The organism is Actinomadura sp. WMMA1423, assembly GCF_006547145.1.
In the GTDB taxonomy this organism is placed as follows: Bacteria; Actinomycetota; Actinomycetes; order Streptosporangiales; family Streptosporangiaceae; genus Spirillospora.
Genome location: NZ_CP041244.1, coordinates 6195443 through 6213911 on the forward strand (window position 1 = coordinate 6195443; position 18469 = coordinate 6213911).

Consider the following 18469-nt stretch of genomic DNA (forward strand, 5'->3'; position numbering starts at 1 on the left):
TCATGGCAGGCACCAAGACCCTGGCCGGCAAGGCCACGAGCGGTCGGCAGCTTGCTCGCAAGCGCCGCCACCTGCGGGTCCGCAAGAAGGTCGTGGGCAGCGCCGCGCGGCCGCGCCTGGTCGTGACCCGCTCCAGCAGGCACGTGTTCGTCCAGGTCATCGACGACGACAAGGGCCACACGCTGGCCAGCGCGTCGACGATGGAGGCGGACCTGCGTTCCGACTCCGGCGACAAGACGGCCAAGTCCCGCAGGGTCGGCGAGCTCGTCGCCGAGCGGGCCAAGCAGGCCGGCGTCCACGCGGTCGTGTTCGACCGCGGCGGCAACAAGTACCACGGTCGCATCGCCGCTGTCGCGGAAGGTGCGCGTGAGGGGGGCCTCGAGCTCTGATGGCCCTTTACAAGGTGAACGAGAGGAACCACTGATGGCAGCGCAGAGGCGTGGCGGCGGTCAGGGTGGCGACCGTCGCGACCGCCGCGACGACCGCCGCGGTGGCGCCGACAAGGGCCAGTCGTACATCGAGAAGGTCGTGGCGATCAACCGTGTCGCCAAGGTCGTCAAGGGCGGGCGTCGCTTCAGCTTCACCGCCCTGGTGATCGTCGGTGACGGCAACGGCACCGTCGGCGTCGGCTACGGCAAGGCCAAGGAGGTGCCCGCGGCGATCGCCAAGGGCGTCGAAGAGGCCAAGAAGCACTTCTTCAAGGTGCCGCGGATCCAGGGCACCATCCCGCACCTGGTGCAGGCGCGCGACGCGGCGGGCGAGGTCCTGCTGCGCCCGGCCAGCCCCGGTACCGGCGTCATCGCCGGTGGCCCGGTGCGCGCGGTGCTGGAGTGCGCCGGCATCCACGACGTGCTGAGCAAGTCGCTGGGCAGCGACAACGCGATCAACATCGTGCACGCCACGATCGCGGGGCTGAAGTCGCTGAAGCGTCCCGAGGAGATCGCGGCCAAGCGCGGCCTGCCGATCGAGGACGTCGCCCCGGCGGCCATGCTGCGCGCGCGTGCCGCGGGCAGCGAGCCCAGGGCGGAGGCGGCGTCGTCATGAGCAACCTGAGGATCACGCAGACCAAGTCCGTGATCAGCGAGAAGCAGAACCAGCGTGACACGCTGCGCACCCTCGGCCTGAAGAAGATCGGGCAGAGCGTGGTCCGCGAGGACCGCCCCGAGGTGCTCGGCATGATCCGGACGGTGGCGCACCTGGTCACCGTCGAGGAGGTCGACTGACATGGCGGCTGATCTCGGTAAGGACTCCGCCGCGGAGACCGAGGGCACCCCGCTCAAGGTGCACGACCTGCGTCCGGCCCCCGGCGCCAACAAGGCCAAGACCCGCAAGGGCCGCGGCGAGGCGTCCAAGGGCAAGACCGCCGGTCGCGGCACCAAGGGCACGAAGGCCCGCAGCACCGTCCCGGTCGGATTCGAGGGCGGCCAGATGCCCCTGATCCGCCGGGTTCCGAAGCTGAAGGGCTTCAAGAACCCGAACCGGGTCGAGTTCCAGGTCGTGAACCTGGACAAGCTCGCCGCGCTCTACCCCGAGGGCGGCGAGGTCACGGCCGAGGACCTGGCGGCCAAGGGCGCGGTGCGCCGCGGCCGTCCGGTCAAGATCCTCGGTACCGGCGACATCTCCGTCGCGGTGCGGGTGAAGGCGCACGCCTTCTCCGGCGCCGCCAAGGAGAAGATCGCCGCCGCCGGCGGATCCGCCGACGAGCTGTAAGGAAAACCTTCGATGCCGGGGCCGTACCCGCGTGAGGTCCGGGGCCGTGAGGCCACCGGGCCCGGCGGGGCGGCCCCGGTGTCATCTGCTGTTAGAGTCACACGAGCGAAGGTGCCCTGCGTGAGATTGCGCACTCTGCCGTCACACCGGGTATTCTCCGCCCGAACTCATGGACCTGAAACCGCCCCCTCGGCGGCCATGAACCCGCCAGTCGCGCAGGAGGAATGGTGCTGACCGCGTTCGCTCGGGCTTTCCGTACGCCTGACCTGCGTAAGAAAATCCTCTTCACGTTGTTCATGATCGTGGTGTTCCGGATCGGCTCGATCCTGCCGGCGCCCAACGTGAACGTGAAGGTGCTGAAAGAGACCGCCGACGCGGCCAAGGGCAGCAACAACCTCTACGGCCTCGTCGACCTGTTCAGCGGCGGCGCGCTGCTGAAGCTCTCGGTCTTCGCGCTCGGCATCATGCCGTACATCACGGCCAGCATCATCCTGCAGCTGCTGACGGTGGTGATCCCCCGGCTGGAGGCCCTGAAGAAGGAGGGCCAGGCCGGCACGACGAAGATCACTCAGTACACCCGGTACCTGACGGTCGGGCTGGCGATCCTGCAGGCGACCGGCATCGTCGCGATGGCGAGCACCGGCCAGCTGTTCCAGGGCATCTCCGGCAGCGGCGACATCCTTTACGACACGGGCATCTTCCCGATCGTCACCATGGTGATCGTCATGGTGGCGGGCACGACCGTCATCATGTGGCTGGGCGAGCTGGTCACCGACCGCGGCGTCGGCAACGGCATGTCCATCCTGATCTTCACCCAGGTGGTCGCGGTCTTCCCCGCGCAGTTCTGGAGCATCTACAAGTCCAAGGGCGGGTTCGTCTTCTCGATCGTGATCCTGGTGGGTCTGGCGATCATGGCGGGCGTGGTCTTCGTCGAGCAGGCGCAGCGGCGCATCCCGGTCCAGTACGCCAAGCGGATGGTGGGCCGCCGCATGTACGGCGGCACCTCGACCTACATCCCGCTGAAGGTCAACCAGGCCGGCATCATCCCGATCATCTTCGCGTCCTCCCTGCTCTACCTGCCGGTTCTGGCCACCCAGCTGTGGCCCAACACCAAGTGGCTGCAAAAGGTCCAGCCCTATCTCCAGCAGGACAACGCCTGGCACATGGGGATCTTCTTCGTCTTCATCATCTTCTTCACGTACTTCTACGTCGCGATCACCTTCAACCCCACTGAAGTCGCCGACAACATGAAGAAGTATGGTGGATTCATCCCAGGTATCCGTCCTGGTCGGCCGACCGCCGAGTACCTCGACTTCGTGCTGACCCGGATCACCACACCCGGTGCGCTCTACCTGGGGCTCGTGTCCCTCATCCCGATGGTCGCCTTCGCACTCCTGAATGCGAGCTCGGACTTCCCGTTCGGCGGCACGAGCATCCTCATCATCGTCGGCGTCGGACTGGATACCGTGAAGCAGATCGAGAGTCAGCTGCAGCAGCGCAACTACGAGGGCTTCCTCCGGTAGTGCGTATCGTCCTGGTGGGCCCCCCGGGTGCGGGCAAGGGGACGCAGGCCCAGTTCATCGCATCTCATCTGTCGGTCCCGAAGATCTCGACAGGTGACATCTTCCGCGCCAACGTCAGTGGCGGGACGCCGCTCGGCCGGGAGGCCAAGCAGTACATGGACCGCGGTGACCTCGTCCCGGACGAGGTCACCATCGCGATGGTGCGCGACCGGCTCGGCGAGGACGACGCGCGCGACGGCTTCCTGCTGGACGGCTTCCCGCGCAACGTCCCGCAGGCCGAGACGTTGAAGAAGATCCTCTCCGAGTGGGACACGCGCCTCGACATCGTGCTCGAGCTCGTCGTCGACGAGGACGAGGTCGTCCGGCGGCTGTCGGGCCGGCGCACCTGCGACAAGTGCGGCCGGATCTGGCACGTCGACTTCGACGACAAGCAGGACGACATCTGCGACGACTGCGGCGGGCACCTGTTCCAGCGCGACGACGACAAGGAAGAGGTCGTCATGCACCGCCTGGAGGTGTACCGGCACGATACGGCGCCGCTGGTGCAGTTCTATGCCGACGAGAACATCCTCGTCGGCATCGACGCGACGGGCCCGGTCGAAGAGGTCACCAAGCGCGCCCTCACCGCGCTCCGCCCATTGGAGAAGTAGGGCCGCCGGAGTGGCGGGCCCCGCTGGAGAAGCAGGGCCTGCCAGACGGTGGCGGGCCTGCCGGGAAGCGGCGGGGTCCGGCGCAGAGACGCAGGCATGGGCGCGGGGCTCCGCGTCCGTACGCCCGTCCCGATACCGAAGCGCCCGACCCGGCCGCGTGAGATGGCGGCCGGGGCCGGTACGCGAGTGACCGACCCGGTGCGGGGACGGGCTGCAAGGGGAGAGATGTTCAAACGTCGTAGGCTCACGATCCAGATGAAGACCGCGGAGCAGATCGAGTCGATGCGCGCGGCGGGGCTGCTCGTCGGCCGGACGCTGGAACTGCTGCGCGAATCCGTCAAGCCCGGCATGAGCACCCTGGACCTGGACACGATCGCCGAGCGGCACATCCGCGACAACGGCGGCGTCCCCTCGTTCAAGGGCTACCACGGCTTCACCGGCACGATCTGCGCGTCGGTGAACGAGGAGATCGTGCACGGCATCCCGCGCGCCGACAAGATCCTCCGCGACGGCGACGTCCTGTCCATCGACTGCGGCGCGATCGTGGAGGGCTGGCACGGCGACGCGGCCGTGACGGTGCCGGTCGGCGAGATCACCGACGAGGAGCGGCGGCTGCTGGAGGTCACGGAGGAGTCCCTGTGGCACGGCCTCGCGGCCGGGCGCGCCGGGGCCCGCCTCACCGACATCTCCCACGCGATCGAGTCCCACATCCGCGCTCAGGGCCCCTACGGCATCGTCGAGGGCTACGGCGGGCACGGCATCGGCACCGAGATGCACATGGACCCGCTGATCCCCAACCACGGGGCGCCCGGCCACGGGCCCGTCCTGGAGCCGGGGATGTGCTTCGCGGTGGAGCCGATGGTGAACCTCGGCACGAAGGAGACCGCCGAGCTCGACGACGGCTGGACGGTCGTGACGACCGACGGGCGCACCTCGGCGCACTTCGAGCACTCGTTCGCGGTCACGCCGGACGGCCCCCGCGTCCTGACCGCGCTCGACGAGGGCCGGGAGTGGTTCGCGAAGCTCGGATCCGCGCCGCAGAATGGGTAGAGGGAGCTGTCAGGGCCTGTGCCACGGAGACGCGTCATGGCCGCGCGGCGCCGATGGCCGGGACTGACCGCCGGGATCGATGAGCAGGACCCGTGGCAGCACGGTCCCACCGCGCAGTATGGATGGAGAGGGCAGGCCCTGAAAGGCGGGCAGGCCTCGAGGAGCGGAGGAACGATGGCGCCGAACCCTGAGATCCGGGCGTCGGACGCCGACCGCGACCGGGTGGCCGCGAGCCTGCGCGAGCACTGCGCCGAGGGCCGGATCACGATGGACGAGCTGCAGGAGCGGCTCGACACGGTCTACGAGGCGAAGACGCTCGGGCAGCTCCAGGAGGTCACCTCCGACCTGCCGGAGGAGGACCTCTACCAGCTCCCGGTCCCGGCGACGCAGAGCAAGGGCACCGCGTCGCCCGCGCGGCCGCCTTCCGGCGATCTCGAAAAGGGCCGCATGCGGGCGATGTGGGGCGCCTGGGCCACGGTCAGCGCGATCAACCTGGCCGTCTGGCTGGTCATCCTGGTGACGACGGGCGCGGTGTACCCGTGGTGGATCTGGGTGGCGGGCCCGTGGGGCGCCGTCCTGCTGATGCGCACGATCTTCGGCGGGCGCCAGGGCGGCTGCTGAGGGCCCTGCCGAGGCCCCGTTGAGGGCCTCTGCGCCCCGCTCTCCCGCCCGCGGCGTCAAGGCGCGCCAGGATCACTCCACGTCCATCAAGGGCCGGTAGTTCCCGGTCGGGGCGAAGTGGGTGGTGGCGGTGCCGTCGTCGCCGACGAGGTGCAGGGCGAAGCCGGCGGGCTCCCCGGTGACGGCCGCCCGGCCCCGCTGGGTGAGGTCGAGGAACAGCTGCCGGTAGGTGCTCGGGCAGGTGGTGCAGACCCGTCCCGCCAGCGACCCGACCGTCGCCCGGTGCGCGTGCCCGGAGATCACCCGCACGACCTGCGGATGCCGGGAGAGGACCGAGGCGAAGCCGGCGGGGTCGACGAACCTCAGGTCGTCGATGAACCGCATCCCGATCGGGTACGGCGGGTGGTGCGTGGCGATCACGGTCGGGGTGCCGGGCGCGGCGCTCAGCTCCCGGTCGAGCCAGGCGAGCCGCTCCTCGCTCATGTGCCCGTGGGAGTGGCCGTCGACGGTGGTGTCGCAGCACACGAGCCGAACTCCGGCCACGTCGACGGCGTACTGGAGGGGCGCCTGCGGGGCCGTCCCGGTCGCGGAGACCGCGGGATGGTCGGCGAACGCCCGGCGCAGCTCGTCGCGGTCGTCGTGGTTGCCGCACATCGGGTACACGGCCATCGGCAGCGGCGACAGCAGGGCGTGCAGCCGGGCGTACTCGGCGAGCCGGCCGCCGTCGGCGAGGTCGCCGGTGAGGACGACGGCGTCGGGCCGCGCGGGCAGCGACAGCAGGCTCGACACGGCGGCCCGTAGCGCGCGGACCGGCCCCGAGTCGTCGTCCACCCCGCCGTGGCGTCCGGCCGCCAGGTGGATGTCGCTCAGCTGCGCGATGATCGCCATCAATCCCCTCCCCGTAGCCCAAGCACATCACGGAACGGCACGCTCCGGGCAGCCCGGGGCGAGCGGGTGCCGGGACGATCTTCGCGTCACGGCGCCCGTACTGTCGACTCGCCCCTCTGGCAGGTCACATGCCCTCTGACGAACCGTTAAGCCGCGGGTGCGTTCCGTGTGCGGGGCGGCCTCGCGCCCCTGGCGAGAGCCGGAGCGCCGGGCGCCGCCGTCCGCTCCGCCGGCGCCCGGCTGCGGTCATGCCACGTGCGGGATGACCAGGGAGAGCGCCGAGGTGACCTCTTCGGGAGCGGGGGCGACGTCGGGGACGACGTCGCGGAGGGCGAGCCAGCCGTTGATGGCCTGGACGGTCGGCTTGGCCTCGATGAGCTGGGGGTCGTCGAGCCCGTACCAGGCGGCGACCTTGGACCAGCGCCACAGCCGGTGGCCGGCGGTGGACATCTCCGAGGACGGGAAGCCGGTGGCGCCGCGCGCCCCGGTGATCGCGTGCCGGACGGAGTCCAGGGAGCGGCCGACCCGCTCGGCGATGTCGCGGATGGTCAGCAGGGGGTCGGCCTCCACCCGCAGGACGTGCAGGCCGGGCGCGCTCTCCTCGACGTGCCCGACGACGTCCATGATGGCCGCGGCGAGGGTGGGGCCGGTCCAGTTGCAGGAGGCGTTGCCCAGCCGGTCGGCGTGCTGGGGCTCGCTGATGATCGACACCGTGACCGCGCCGTGGGTGCGGTCGAACAGCGGGTCGAGCTCGTCCTCGTAGAGGGGACGGCTGAGGATCAGCGCGAAGTCATAGCTCGGCATGCTGACCCTCCTCGTACGTCGCTCTCCTGGAAAGGTACAACGCGCAGGCGATGTATGCTTGACTCGGGAGGAGTCTCCGGACACGTATCATGCGTCGATTTCGCATTGCACGGCCGGTTGACGTAGACTCCCTGTAGGTCCGTCGACCGCTGCCCCGATTTCTCCTTCCTGGCGCCTCTGCGCCGCGATGCGGGTTGTGGCCGATTCTCCCCTGGAGAGCCGGGCCGCGTCCAATGAGCCGATCAGCGAAGCGCGGAGGACATGCCCAAGAAAGAAGGGGCCATCGAGATCGAGGGCACCGTTATCGAGTCGCTGCCGAACGCCATGTTCAGGGTGGAGCTCGACAACAAGCACAAGGTGCTGGCCCACATCAGCGGCAAGATGCGGATGCACTACATCCGGATCCTGCCGGACGACCGCGTCGTTGTGGAGCTGAGCCCCTACGACCTCACGCGCGGTCGGATCGTCTACCGCTACAAGTAATCCCACTGGGGTTGCCTTCCCCGTGCGTGGCGGCGCGGGGGTGACCCTTATCTCTAGGAGACCCAGTGAAGGTCAAGCCGAGCGTCAAGAAGATCTGCAACAAGTGCCGCGTCATCCGCCGGCACGGCCGGGTCATGGTCATCTGCTCCGACCCGCGCCACAAGCAGCGTCAGGGCTGACGCCCGACCGGGCCGAATCCCGTCAGGGCAGGTGCCCGCCGGGTCGACGCCCGACAGGGTGCTCGACAGCACTGACGCTCAACAACAAGTAAGCGCATCGCAGCCTTCACACGGCCGTACGCGTCGGACCTCCGGAACTCCGGGATCCGGCCGTACGGCACCGTCGTGTGGAGGAGCACCCCCGGACCTTCGGAGGCCGGGGCCGCCACCCGGGCAGGGTGTGTGCGGAGGCGACCGCGTCCATACCTCCGGAACAATGAAGGGAACTGCCCACGATGGCACGCCTCCTCGGCGTCGACCTCCCGCGCGACAAGCGCCTCGAGGTCGCTCTCACCTACATCTTCGGCATCGGCCGGACGCGGGCGCTGGAGACCCTCTCGGGCACCGGCATCAGCGGCGATCTGCGGGTCCACCAGCTCGGCGACGACGAGCTGGTCAAGCTCCGCGACTGGATCGAGGCGAACTACAAGATCGAGGGTGATCTTCGCCGCGAGGTCCAGGCGGACATCCGCCGCAAGATCGAGATCGGGTGCTACCAGGGCATCCGGCACCGCCGCGGGCTTCCGGTGCACGGTCAGCGCACGCAGACCAACGCGCGCACCCGCAAGGGCAAGAAGAAGACCGTGGCCGGCAAGAAGAAGGCCGGCAAGAAGTAGTCCGGAGTCGGTCCTCCGGATCGATGACCTCAAGAGTAGAGAGAGCACATGCCTCCTAAGAGCCGTGTCGGCGCCAAGAAGGTGCGCCGCAAGGAAAAGAAGAACGTCGCTCACGGGCACGCCCACATCAAGAGCACGTTCAACAACACGATCGTTTCGATCACCGACCCCAACGGCAACGTGATCTCCTGGGCCTCCTCGGGCCACGTCGGGTTCAAGGGCTCGCGCAAGTCCACCCCGTTCGCCGCGCAGCAGGCCGCCGAGGCCGCCGCCCGGCGCGCGATGGAGCACGGCATGCGCAAGGTCGACGTCTTCGTGAAGGGCCCGGGCTCGGGCCGCGAGACCGCCATCCGGTCGCTGCAGGCGACCGGCCTGGAGGTGGGCTCGATCCAGGACGTCACGCCCGTTCCGCACAACGGCTGCCGCCCGCCGAAGCGCCGCCGGGTCTGAGCAGGGGAGATCTAGAACAATGGCTCGTTACACCGGTGCGGACTGCAAGCTCTGCCGCCGCGAGAAGATGAAGCTGTTCCTCAAGGGCAGCAAGTGCGAGGGCCCGAAGTGCCCGATCGAGATCCGTCCCTACCCGCCGGGTGAGCACGGACGCGGTCGGCCCAAGGAGACCGAGTACCTGCTGCAGCTTCGCGAGAAGCAGAAGGCGCGGCGCATCTACGGCGTGCTGGAGCGGCAGTTCCACAACTACTACGTCGAGGCGAACCGCCAGCAGGGCAAGACGGGTGACAACCTGCTCACGCTGCTGGAGCGCCGGCTCGACAACGTCGTCTACCGGGCCGGCTTCGCCAAGTCCCGCGACATGGCCCGCCAGCTCATCCGGCACGGCCACATCCGGGTCAACGGCAAGAAGGTCAACATCCCGTCGGCCCTCGTCAGCGAGGCCGACATCATCGACGTCAAGGCCAAGTCGATGGAGATGACGCCGTTCCAGGTCGCCAAGGCCGAGGTCGGCGAGCGCCAGGTCCCGGCGTGGCTCGGGGTCGACGGCGAGAAGATGCGCATCCTCGTGCACTCGCTGCCCGTCCGGCAGCAGATCGACGCTCCCGTCCAGGAGCAGCTGATCGTCGAGCTCTACTCCAAGTAGGGCTCAGGCCGCCGGGGTCCCGCGTGGGACCCCGGCGGATCGGGGAAGAATCCAGAACGCGGTAGTCAAATAGCGGGCACCGCGGAAAGAAGGCACCACCATGCTCATCGCTCAGCGTCCCACTCTCACCGAGGAGCAGGTCGACGAGTACCGGTCGCGGTTCACCATCGAGCCGCTGGAGCCGGGCTTCGGCTACACGATCGGCAACTCGCTCCGCCGCACCCTGCTCTCCTCGATTCCCGGTGCGGCCGTCACCAGCATCCGGATCGAAGGCGTCCTGCACGAGTTCTCCACCGTGCCCGGGGTGAAGGAGGACGTCACCGACATCATCCTGAACCTCAAGGAGCTCGTCGTCTCCTCCGAGCACGACGAGCCGGTCGTCATGTACCTGCGCAAGCAGGGCCCGGGCGAGGTGACCGCGGCCGACATCGCGCCGCCGGCGGGCGTCGAGGTCCACAACCCGGACCTGCACATCGCCACGCTGAACAACAAGGCCAAGCTGGAGATGGAGCTGACGGTCGAGCGCGGCCGCGGCTACGTCTCGGCCGCCCAGAACAAGCAGCCGGGCCAGGAGATCGGCCGGGTCCCGATCGACTCCATCTACTCGCCCGTGCTCAAGGTCACCTACAAGGTCGAGGCCACCCGAGTCGAGCAGCGCACCGACTTCGACCGCCTCATCCTGGACGTGGAGACCAAGCAGGCGATGCTGCCGCGCGACGCGGTCGCCTCCGCCGGCAAGACCCTCGTCGAGCTGTTCGGGCTGGCCCGGGAGCTCAACGTCGAGGCCGAGGGCATCGACATGGGCCCGTCCCCGACGGACGCCGCGCTCGCCGCGGACCTGGCCCTGCCGATCGAGGAGCTGAACCTCACCGTCCGCTCCTACAACTGCCTGAAGCGCGAGGGCATCCACTCGGTGGGCGAGCTCGTCGCCCGCAGCGAGCAGGACCTCCTCGACATCCGCAACTTCGGCGCCAAGTCGATCGAAGAGGTCAAGCAGAAGCTCAACGACATGGGCCTGTCGCTGAAGGACTCCCCGCCCGGGTTCGACCCGAGCGCGGCGGCCGACAACTACGGCGACGACGACCAGAGCTACGCCGAGACCGAGCAGTACTAGAAACCCGATTCCGGCGGCCGGGGGCCAGGAGTCCCCGGCCGGTCCGGAAACCAGCTGACACCGGTACCTGACACGGCCGGTGCAGGAAGGAAACGACATGCCCCAGCCCACCAAGGGCGCCCGCCTCGGCGGCGGCGCCGCGCACCAGCGCCTGATCCTGGCGAACCTGGCGACGGCGCTGTTCGAGCACGGCCGCATCACCACCACCGAGGCCAAGGCCCGGCGGGTGCGTCCGCTGGCGGAGAAGCTGATCACCAAGGCGAAGAAGGGCGACCTGCACAACCGTCGCCTGGTCGCCAGGACGATCCGCGACAAGGGCGTCCTGCACGAGCTCTTCACCGAGATCGCGCCGCGCTTCGAGAACCGTCCCGGCGGCTACACCCGCATCACCAAGATCGGGCCGCGCAAGGGCGACAACGCCCCGATGGCCGTGATCGAGCTGGTGCAGGAGCAGCTGGCGGCGTCCACCGGCGGGGCCGCCCCCGCCAAGGCCGCCCCGGCGCCGAAGGCCGAGGAGTCCAAGGCCGAGTCCACCACGGAGGCGGACGACACCGCCGCCACCGCCAAGGACGAGACCGCCGACGAGACCGCCAAGGCCGAGGCAGCCGACGCCAAGGACGAGGGCGGCAAGGAGTAATCCCCCGTCCGACCTTGGGGAGCGTTTGCTCGACCTTCGTTAGGGCCCGCCGTTTCGATCGCGACGGCGGGCCCGAACTTTGCCAGACTTGATCGCATGGTCATGTCAGGGGGGCGACGTTTCACCGGGGAGCGTGTCAGGGGAGTGCCCGACGAACGCGTGGTTCCGGGAGGGATGAACGGACGTTGGAGAAGGACGACTCGGCTGACATGACCGCACTGGTACGACTCCGGCTCGACATCTCCTACGACGGGTCGGACTTCGCGGGCTGGGCGAGGCAGCCGAACCAGCGGACCGTCCAGGGCGTCATCGAGGACGCGCTGGCGCGGATGCTGCGCCTGGACCCGCCGCCCATGCTCACCGTCGCGGGCCGCACCGACGCCGGCGTCCACGCCCGGGGGCAGGTCGCCCACCTCGTCGTCCCCGTCGCCGCCTACTCGGCGATCAACGGGACGATGCCGCGCCGCCTGGCCGGGCTGCTGCCGCCGGACGTGCGGGTGTGGCGCGTGTCGACCGCGCCGGAGGGGTTCGACGCGCGGTTCTCCGCGCTGTCGCGCCGCTACGTGTACCGGGTGTGCGACAACCCCTTCGGGGTGGAGCCGCTGCGCCGCCACGACGTGCTGTGGCATCCCCGTCCGCTGAACCTCGACCGGATGAACGAGGCCGCCCGCAGGCTGGTGGGCGAGAACGACTTCGCCGCGTACTGCCGCAGGCGCGAGGGCGCGACGACGATCCGCGAGCTGCTGCGCTACGAGTGGGCGCGCGACGACCGCGACCCGCACCTCGCGCTTGCCACCGTGGAGGCCGACGCGTTCTGCCACTCGATGGTCCGGGCGCTCGTCGGCGCGCTGCTGATGGTGGGGGACGGCCGCCGCGAGGTCGAGTGGCCCGCGCGGGTGCTCGCGGCCCGCGTCCGCGACTCCGGCGTGAACGTGGCGCCCGCGCACGGCCTGTCGCTGGAGGAGATCCGCTACCCCGGGGACGAGAGCCTCGCCCGGCGCGCCCAGGAGACCCGCCGCGTCCGGACGCTGAACGCCGCGGCAGCCGCGGCGGCCGACCAGCCCGCGGCCTGCGGCGGTGCCCCCGCGCCCCGGCGCGACCGCTGACCGGCCGGCCCGGGGCTCAGCCCCGGGCCCGCGCCACGATCGGGCGGAGGTCGTAGTCCAGGAACAGCTGGGCAGCCTTCTTGATCACCGGGTCGCCGGGCTTGGCCTTCTTGCCGTTCGCCCACTGGACGTAGGCGTAGGCGACGTACCGGCCGCGGACCGTCGACGCCGCGTACCCGCCGGCCTGGTCGATGTCGGGGGACCGCTTGCCCGCCATGCCGCGGAACCACTCGTACCGGGCGGGGTCGCCCGCCTTGCTCACGGCTGTCGCGGCGGCCTTCGTCGGCATCACCGCGAGCCCGGAGGTGACGGCGAGCTTGGTCTCCGGGTCGATGTAGGTGGCGCGGACGATCTTGCGGCACTGCTGCTGGCGCAGGGCGGCGAGCATGGAGCCGCGGGCGGCGTAGGTGACGTCCCGGTTGAGCGACCAGCGGTCCCGGAGGTAGGTCCGGTCGCCGAACCGGATCTGCTGGGTCGGGAAGACGTCGTGGAACGCCAGGTCGGCGGTGTCGGTCTTCTCGTTGGTGATGTCCACGGCGCCGGTCGCCGGGGCGGACGGCTTGGCGGGCGGCGTGGCGGGCGGCGTGGCCGGGGCCGTGCTCTGCACCGCCGCGGGGGCTTCGGCCGACTTGCCGCTCTTGCCGTCCTTGCCGTCCGACCCCGAACCGCCGACGAGGAACAGGCCGCCGACCGCGGCGAGGATCACCGCGGCGACGCCGCCGATCAGCACCGGGCGGCCCTTGCTCCCGCCTCGGCCGCCCGCGGGCATGCCCGGCGGAGGACTCCCCGGCGGCGGGGCCGCGGCCGGGTTCGCGGCCGGGTTCGCGGCCTCGGTGTCGTGGCCCGGTGCGCCGACCTGGGGCTGCCCGGCCTCCGACGTCCCGCCCTCGACGGGTTCGCCGTGCGGGAACGGGCCGCTTCCGGTGGGCGGCACGAAGCCCGGGGGCAGGATGGCGTCGGGTACGAGAACGGGCGCGAGCGAGGCGGCGTCCTCGGCCTCCTTGGCCCTCTCGAACGCCGAGAGGGGGGTGGGCATGTCCGTCACGGTGTCGTCCACTGCTGTGCCGGCTCCCGCGGTGTCGTGCGCTGTGCTGGGGTCCGCCGCATTGTCACCGACCGGGGTACCGGGCATCGCGGCCCTGGTCTCCGGTGCGGCCGCCGCGGCTTCGGCCCGAGGGGCCTCTTCCTGCCGGACTCCTGCCCGCGGCGCCCCGCTCCGGGGAGCGGAAGCGTCCGTAGCGGCCTCGTCCCGGGACGCGCCGAACGCGGGCGGGACGGGCCGGAAGCCCTCGGGGTCGGTGTCGTCCGTGGAGAGCGGCGGCTTGACGATCGGCTCGGCGGGGACGGCGCCGCGGGAGTCGACGCGCGGCACGCCCGTCCCGGCGACGAGCGTCCCGGGCGGCGGGGACGGCGCCGGGGCGGCCTCGGGGACGGGGGCGACCTCGGGAGCGAGGGCGTCCGCCTCGTCCTCGACCACGGGTGCCGACAGAGGCTCCGGCGCCGCCGGGGCCTGCTCGGCCGGCGGTGCGGCGTCCGCGGACTCGGCGGCCCACCAGGGGGCCTCCAGTCCGAAGGCGGGGAGCTTGAGGGGGGCGGCGTCGCCGCCCTGCTCGCCGTGCTCCCGTGCGTCTCTAGGTCCAGACATAAGCAGTGAGGGTATTCAAAGGGATCACTTTTTGAGGGGCTTGCCTTCGGTCTCCCGGTAGTGCAGGGCCAGGGACAGGTTGCTGCCCTTGACCATCTGCGTACCGAAGACCCGAACCGCGGCATGGTACTTGCTGGAGATCTTCTTGCCGTCCGGCCGCTGTACCCAGGTCATGATGACGTAGTGGCCGCGCGCTTGCGAGGTGCCGAGCGCCTCGCCCTTGCCGTTGTTCTTGCTGATGCCCGTGCCGGGGAGCGCCACCAGGAACGCGTCCTTCGCGGCGGCGGCCTTGACGGCCTTCTTGGCCGCGGCCTCGGTCTGCAGGTTGAAGACGCCGACCGTGCCGATGAGCGAGCCGGTGCTGAGCGCGTACGTGGCCCGGAGCGCCTGCGTGCAGCGCCCCTTCTTGAGGGCCTGCGCCAGGGTGGCGCCGCCGACGACGCCGGTGCAGCCCTTCTTCCCGGTGACGGCCGTCCGCACGTACTTGAGGCCGCCCGCCTTGAACGTCGCCTTGCCGAAGACCTCCTTGAGGGTCAGCGGCGCGGGGTCGGTGGCGCGGCTCTGCAGCTTCACCGGGGACAGGGCGGGCTGCGTGGGGCTCGGCGTCGGCTGCGGCCGCTTGGAGGCGGCCTGCGTCGGCGCCGTCTTCGGCTTGGAGTCGTCGCCCTTCAGCACCGACGACAGCCCGACGCCGCCGCCGATGAGCAGGATGCCGGCGACCGCCGCGCCGCCGATGATCAGCGGCAGGTTGCGGCGGCGCTCGGGACGTTCGGACGCACCGGACGGCCCCGGCGGCATGCCCTCGTAGGAGCCGAAGCCGCCCTCGCCCGGCGCGTTCTCGCCGTAGGCTCCGCCCGCGACGGGCTCGTCGCCCCACGCCGGCGGCTGGTCGGACCAGGCGGCGGTCTGCTCGCCGGGACCGCCGGACGCCTCGCCGCCCTGCGCGCCACCGAAGCCGCCACCCCCGTAGGGGGCGCCGCCGAAGGAGTCGTTGCCGAACGCGTCGTTGCCGAAGGAGCCGTTGCCGGATCCGGCGCCGCCGAACGCTTCGCCGCCGCCCGGCATCGCGCCGGGCCCCTCGTCGCGTGGAGCGAAAGGGGCTTCGTCGTTGTCGTGGCCGTACGGCGGCGCTTCGGCTCCGGGTCCGTACGGCGCGTGCGGCGACTGCCGGGGGGGCCAGTCGCCGGGTTTGCCTTGATCGCCCGGATAACCCATGGGTTGGACCTTACCGTTCCTCGTTCAGGGCTCTGGACCTTCGCGACACCCACCATGACATGGGGGCGAACCGGACGCCGGTGATTTGCCGAAGGTCACCTCCCCGCAGGGGCGGCGGTCACTTCCAGCCGAAGTCCTGCGTCCACAGCGGCCCGCCGGATCCCGAGGCCATCCCGACGCCGATGGCCCGCAGCCCGCAGTTCAGGATGTTGGCCCGGTGGCCGGGGCTGTCCATCCAGCCCTTCACCACGGCCGAGGCGGTCGGGTAGCCCTTGGCGATGTTCTCCGCCCCGGGGCTGTCGTACCCGGCGTCCTCCATCCGCTTCCACGGGCTGTCGCCGTTGCGGGACGTGTGGTCGAAGTAGTTGTTGGCCGCCATGTCCGCCGAGTGCCTGCGGGCCGCCGTGGTGAGCCGCGCGTCGACGCGCAGCGCCTTGCAGCCGTGCTTGGCGCGTTCGGCGTTGGTGAGCGACACCACGCTCGCCTCGGGCCCGGACGAGCCGCCGGAACCACCGGAACCACCGGAACCGCCGCCCGGTGCCGTGCCGCCGCCGGGCGTCGAGGGGCTGCCCGGGGCGGAGGACTTCCTGGACTTGGAGGGCTTGGCCGAGGCGCTCTTCGGGGGATGGATCACTTTCAGCGGCGGCGTCTGCTCCTCGGCGCTCGGCGCGGGAGACGCGGCGGTCCTGCCGCCGCGGCCCGCGCCCGTCCCGAAACCGGACCCGTTGCCGTTGCCGTTGCCGGAGCCGTTGCCGGTCGCGGCGAGCGGATCGCTCTGCGTTCCGGCCGGGACCTCCACGGACGGGCTGCGCCCGGGCCCGGAGGCGGACGTCTTCTCCGACCGCAGCTGGGGCAGGACGAGCCGGTCGATCGCCACGCCGACGCCGATCGCGAGGGCGGACGCGGTGGCGGCCACGACGATCCCCTTCGCGCCCTTCTTGGGGCGCTTTCCGCCGGGCGGTCGGCCGTTCCAGAAGGCGTCGCCGTCGCTCGGCCGCCGCTCGCCGGACGGGGGCCCCGAGCGCCGCCGCGGGCCGCTGGCGACGAGTTCGTCGCGGTAGGGCGAGGCCCCGGGACGCGGCGGGACCTCACGCGAACCGGAGGCGTCGCGCGAAGCGGCGCCGGGGCGCCCGGCGGGGCCGGGCCGGCGGCGCCCGGCGGGATCGGCTGGTCTGCGGGGAGTAGTCAGCGGGGGCTCCCGGGTGCGGGCCGGCGTGAGCCGGCGTGGACCGGTCGCCCGGCACCTTATCCCTATATAGACCCTCCGTTACAGAAATGTTCCTAGAAAGACCGAAACCGCTACAAGGCGTGATCACCACACTGCCGAACGTCTCCCTCGCGCAGCCCGCCGGCCGCACTCCCGGCCGCTCGAATGCGACACGACCACCGAGACCGCAACACGATCGCCCACACCGCCGCGCCCCGCCGCGCACACGGTCATCCGCCGCGCGAACCGCGTGTCCGCCGTGCACGCGCCGTGCGGACGCCGCGCATTCGCCGTGCGCTCGCCGTGCCCCCGCTGCGCATCCGCTGCGCACGCGCCCTGCGAACCTCACGTCCGCCGTGCAGGCGCCGGGCGTCCGCCGTGCAGGCGCCGGGCGTCCGCCGTGCAGGCGCCGCGTGGCCGCTGCGGACGCGCCGTGCGAACTGCGCGTTGGGGGTGTGCCTGCGGGTGGGGGCATATATGGGGAGATAAGGCATACTGGGGCTGCGGCCGACGGCGCCACGGCGGGCTCGTTTTGACCCGTGTGCGCGCGGCCGAGTATCCTGCGTGTTTGTTGTGTGCGTCGATGCCTGCTCGCCTTAGGTGAGAGGCGACGCGACCGACATGTCGGTGTGTCCCCATCATGTGCGCCCCAGTGGCCGCGTGCGGGCCCCGGCATCCCGGAGCGCCAGGTCGGATGATCCTCTGATCGGCGCGAGCAGGATTCCGCTGCCAGGTGGCACCCGTCCGCGAGGGCGGGTGGAGGATCGAAACCGCTGAGAGTCGACGAGAAACGAAGGCTTACGACCGTGCGCACGTACACCCCTAAGCCCGCTGACGTCCAGCGTCAGTGGTACGTCATCGACGCGACCGATGTCGTGCTGGGCCGTCTCGCCAGTCAGGTCGCACAGCTGCTCCGGGGTAAGCACAAGCCGATCTACGCCCCGCACCTCGACACCGGTGACTTCGTCGTCATCGTGAACGCCGACAAGGTGGCGCTGTCCGGCAACAAGCTGGAGCAGAAGCGGGCCTACCGGCACTCGGGCTACCCGGGCGGCCTGCGCTCGGTGAGCTACGGCGACCTGCTGGCCAAGCACCCCGAGCGGGCCGTCGAGAAGGCGATCAAGGGCATGCTGCCCAAGAACTCCCTCGGCCGGAAGATGTTCGGCAAGGTGAAGGTCTACGCCGGGCCGGACCACCCGCACCAGGCGCAGAAGCCGGTCCCGTTCGAGATCACCCAGATCAGCCAGATCAAGAAGTGACTCCCGCGCACGAGATCATCGTGCGCAGCCCGCAGGAAGAGGCCGCCGGGGCACCCGTCGTACGGGCCCGCCGCCCTGGCTAGAACACCCAAGGAGAACCGTGGACGAGACCACCGGCGCCGAGCAGGCCGCCGAACTCGACTCGTACGAGGACGCGCCGTCCGAGTACAGCACCGAGACCCCCGAGACCGCCGGCGAGGGCTTCCTCGGCCAGCCGGTCGCGACCGGCCCCGCGGCCGGCACCGGCCGCCGCAAGCAGGCCATCGCGCGGGTCCGCATCGTCCCCGGCACCGGCCAGTGGAAGATCAACGGCCGCACGCTGGACCAGTACTTCCCGAACAAGGTGCACCAGCAGATCGTGAACGAGCCGTTCGTGCTGCTGAGCCTGGAGGGCCAGTTCGACGTGCTCGCGCGCGTGAACGGCGGCGGCACCACCGGCCAGGCCGGTGCGCTGCGCCTCGGCATCTCCCGCGCGCTGCAGTTCGCGAACATCGAGCACCGCCCGGCGCTGAAGAAGGCCGGCTTCCTCACCCGCGACGCGCGGGTGCCGGAGCGCAAGAAGGCCGGCCTCAAGAAGGCCCGCAAGGCTCCGCAGTACAGCAAGCGTTGATCGACGGCACGAGCCG

23 protein-coding genes are annotated in these 18469 nt (G+C 70.8%); 18 read left to right on the top strand and 5 right to left on the bottom strand.

Going from position 1 to position 18469, the window contains the following annotated elements; all coding sequences use genetic code 11:
* Window positions 1-2 precede the first annotated feature (2 nt).
* The 8 genes from rplR to FKD65_RS28790 all read left to right on the top strand — a co-directional run bounded on the left by rplR (window position 3) and on the right by FKD65_RS28790 (window position 5554).
* Window positions 3-389, top strand: a complete 387-nt coding sequence (rplR, locus tag FKD65_RS28755; protein WP_141580650.1) for a 50S ribosomal protein L18 — start codon at window positions 3-5, stop codon at window positions 387-389.
* Window positions 390-420: 31 nt separating this feature from the next.
* Window positions 421-1044 carry a 30S ribosomal protein S5 gene (gene rpsE, locus FKD65_RS28760; RefSeq protein WP_089314935.1) on the top strand — a complete coding sequence of 208 codons (624 nt, stop codon included), beginning with the start codon at window positions 421-423 and terminating at the stop codon, window positions 1042-1044.
* Window positions 1041-1223, top strand: a complete 183-nt coding sequence (rpmD, locus tag FKD65_RS28765) for a 50S ribosomal protein L30 (protein ID WP_141580652.1) — start codon at window positions 1041-1043, stop codon at window positions 1221-1223. The genes rpsE and rpmD overlap by 4 nt, the downstream gene beginning before the upstream one ends.
* A 1-nt stretch (window position 1224) precedes the next feature.
* Window positions 1225-1710, top strand: coding sequence for a 50S ribosomal protein L15 (gene rplO / locus FKD65_RS28770; protein WP_141580654.1), 486 nt, complete (start codon window positions 1225-1227; stop codon window positions 1708-1710).
* A gap of 227 nt (window positions 1711-1937) precedes the next feature.
* Window positions 1938-3233 (top strand): preprotein translocase subunit SecY, encoded by a 1296-nt coding sequence (gene secY / locus FKD65_RS28775; protein WP_141587140.1) that lies wholly within the window; start codon window positions 1938-1940, stop codon window positions 3231-3233.
* Entirely contained in the window at window positions 3233-3883 is a 651-nt protein-coding gene (locus FKD65_RS28780; RefSeq protein ID WP_141580656.1) for an adenylate kinase, read from the top strand. Before secY ends, FKD65_RS28780 begins: the two co-directional genes overlap by 1 nt.
* A 225-nt stretch (window positions 3884-4108) precedes the next feature.
* On the top strand, window positions 4109-4933 hold the full coding sequence (gene map, locus FKD65_RS28785; protein WP_141580658.1) for a type I methionyl aminopeptidase: 825 nt from the start codon (window positions 4109-4111) through the stop codon (window positions 4931-4933).
* 174 nt (window positions 4934-5107) lie between these two features.
* Window positions 5108-5554 (top strand): DUF1707 domain-containing protein, encoded by a 447-nt coding sequence (locus tag FKD65_RS28790; protein ID WP_141580660.1) that lies wholly within the window; start codon window positions 5108-5110, stop codon window positions 5552-5554.
* Window positions 5555-5626: 72 nt separating this feature from the next.
* Here FKD65_RS28790 and FKD65_RS28795 read toward each other — a convergent pair whose 3' ends face one another.
* Window positions 5627-6442: a phosphodiesterase gene (locus tag FKD65_RS28795; RefSeq protein ID WP_141580662.1), complete on the bottom strand. Its 816-nt coding sequence runs from the start codon at window positions 6440-6442 to the stop codon at window positions 5627-5629.
* Between the two features lie 246 nt (window positions 6443-6688).
* Window positions 6689-7246, bottom strand: coding sequence for a hypothetical protein (locus FKD65_RS28800; RefSeq protein WP_141580664.1), 558 nt, complete (start codon window positions 7244-7246; stop codon window positions 6689-6691).
* Between the two features lie 261 nt (window positions 7247-7507).
* On the opposite strand from FKD65_RS28800, the gene infA reads away from it, so the two are divergent.
* The 8 genes from infA (at window position 7508) to truA (ending at window position 12517) form a co-directional block, all read left to right on the top strand.
* The gene (infA, locus tag FKD65_RS28805) at window positions 7508-7729 is read left to right on the top strand and encodes a translation initiation factor IF-1 (protein ID WP_141580666.1); all 222 of its coding nucleotides are present in this window, start codon (window positions 7508-7510) and stop codon (window positions 7727-7729) included.
* A 65-nt stretch (window positions 7730-7794) separates the two neighbouring features.
* Complete coding sequence (gene rpmJ, locus FKD65_RS28810) at window positions 7795-7908, top strand: 50S ribosomal protein L36 (protein WP_021596712.1); 114 nt, start codon at window positions 7795-7797, stop codon at window positions 7906-7908.
* A gap of 275 nt (window positions 7909-8183) precedes the next feature.
* Entirely contained in the window at window positions 8184-8564 is a 381-nt protein-coding gene (rpsM, locus tag FKD65_RS28815; protein ID WP_141580668.1) for a 30S ribosomal protein S13, read from the top strand.
* A gap of 48 nt (window positions 8565-8612) precedes the next feature.
* Entirely contained in the window at window positions 8613-9014 is a 402-nt protein-coding gene (gene rpsK, locus FKD65_RS28820) for a 30S ribosomal protein S11 (RefSeq protein ID WP_021596710.1), read from the top strand.
* Window positions 9015-9033: 19 nt separating this feature from the next.
* Window positions 9034-9660 (top strand): 30S ribosomal protein S4, encoded by a 627-nt coding sequence (gene rpsD / locus FKD65_RS28825; protein ID WP_141580670.1) that lies wholly within the window; start codon window positions 9034-9036, stop codon window positions 9658-9660.
* A 100-nt stretch (window positions 9661-9760) separates the two neighbouring features.
* Complete coding sequence (locus tag FKD65_RS28830; protein WP_141580673.1) at window positions 9761-10774, top strand: DNA-directed RNA polymerase subunit alpha; 1014 nt, start codon at window positions 9761-9763, stop codon at window positions 10772-10774.
* A gap of 97 nt (window positions 10775-10871) precedes the next feature.
* The gene (rplQ, locus tag FKD65_RS28835; protein WP_141580675.1) at window positions 10872-11411 is read left to right on the top strand and encodes a 50S ribosomal protein L17; all 540 of its coding nucleotides are present in this window, start codon (window positions 10872-10874) and stop codon (window positions 11409-11411) included.
* Between the two features lie 209 nt (window positions 11412-11620).
* Window positions 11621-12517 (top strand): tRNA pseudouridine(38-40) synthase TruA, encoded by an 897-nt coding sequence (gene truA, locus FKD65_RS28840; protein WP_141580677.1) that lies wholly within the window; start codon window positions 11621-11623, stop codon window positions 12515-12517.
* A 16-nt stretch (window positions 12518-12533) separates the two neighbouring features.
* Here the strand turns inward: truA and FKD65_RS28845 are convergent, their stop codons facing one another.
* The 3 genes from FKD65_RS28845 to FKD65_RS28855 form a co-directional block, all read right to left on the bottom strand.
* Window positions 12534-14162: a hypothetical protein gene (locus FKD65_RS28845; protein ID WP_141580679.1), complete on the bottom strand. Its 1629-nt coding sequence runs from the start codon at window positions 14160-14162 to the stop codon at window positions 12534-12536.
* 24 nt (window positions 14163-14186) lie between these two features.
* Entirely contained in the window at window positions 14187-15377 is a 1191-nt protein-coding gene (locus FKD65_RS28850; RefSeq protein ID WP_141580681.1) for a hypothetical protein, read from the bottom strand.
* 118 nt (window positions 15378-15495) lie between these two features.
* Window positions 15496-16293 carry a CAP domain-containing protein gene (locus FKD65_RS28855; protein WP_168221231.1) on the bottom strand — a complete coding sequence of 266 codons (798 nt, stop codon included), beginning with the start codon at window positions 16291-16293 and terminating at the stop codon, window positions 15496-15498.
* 1097 nt (window positions 16294-17390) lie between these two features.
* Here FKD65_RS28855 and rplM point away from each other — a divergent pair.
* Complete coding sequence (rplM, locus tag FKD65_RS28860) at window positions 17391-17843, top strand: 50S ribosomal protein L13 (RefSeq protein ID WP_141580685.1); 453 nt, start codon at window positions 17391-17393, stop codon at window positions 17841-17843.
* 100 nt (window positions 17844-17943) lie between these two features.
* Complete coding sequence (gene rpsI, locus FKD65_RS28865) at window positions 17944-18453, top strand: 30S ribosomal protein S9 (protein WP_141580687.1); 510 nt, start codon at window positions 17944-17946, stop codon at window positions 18451-18453.
* Window positions 18454-18469 lie beyond the last annotated feature (16 nt).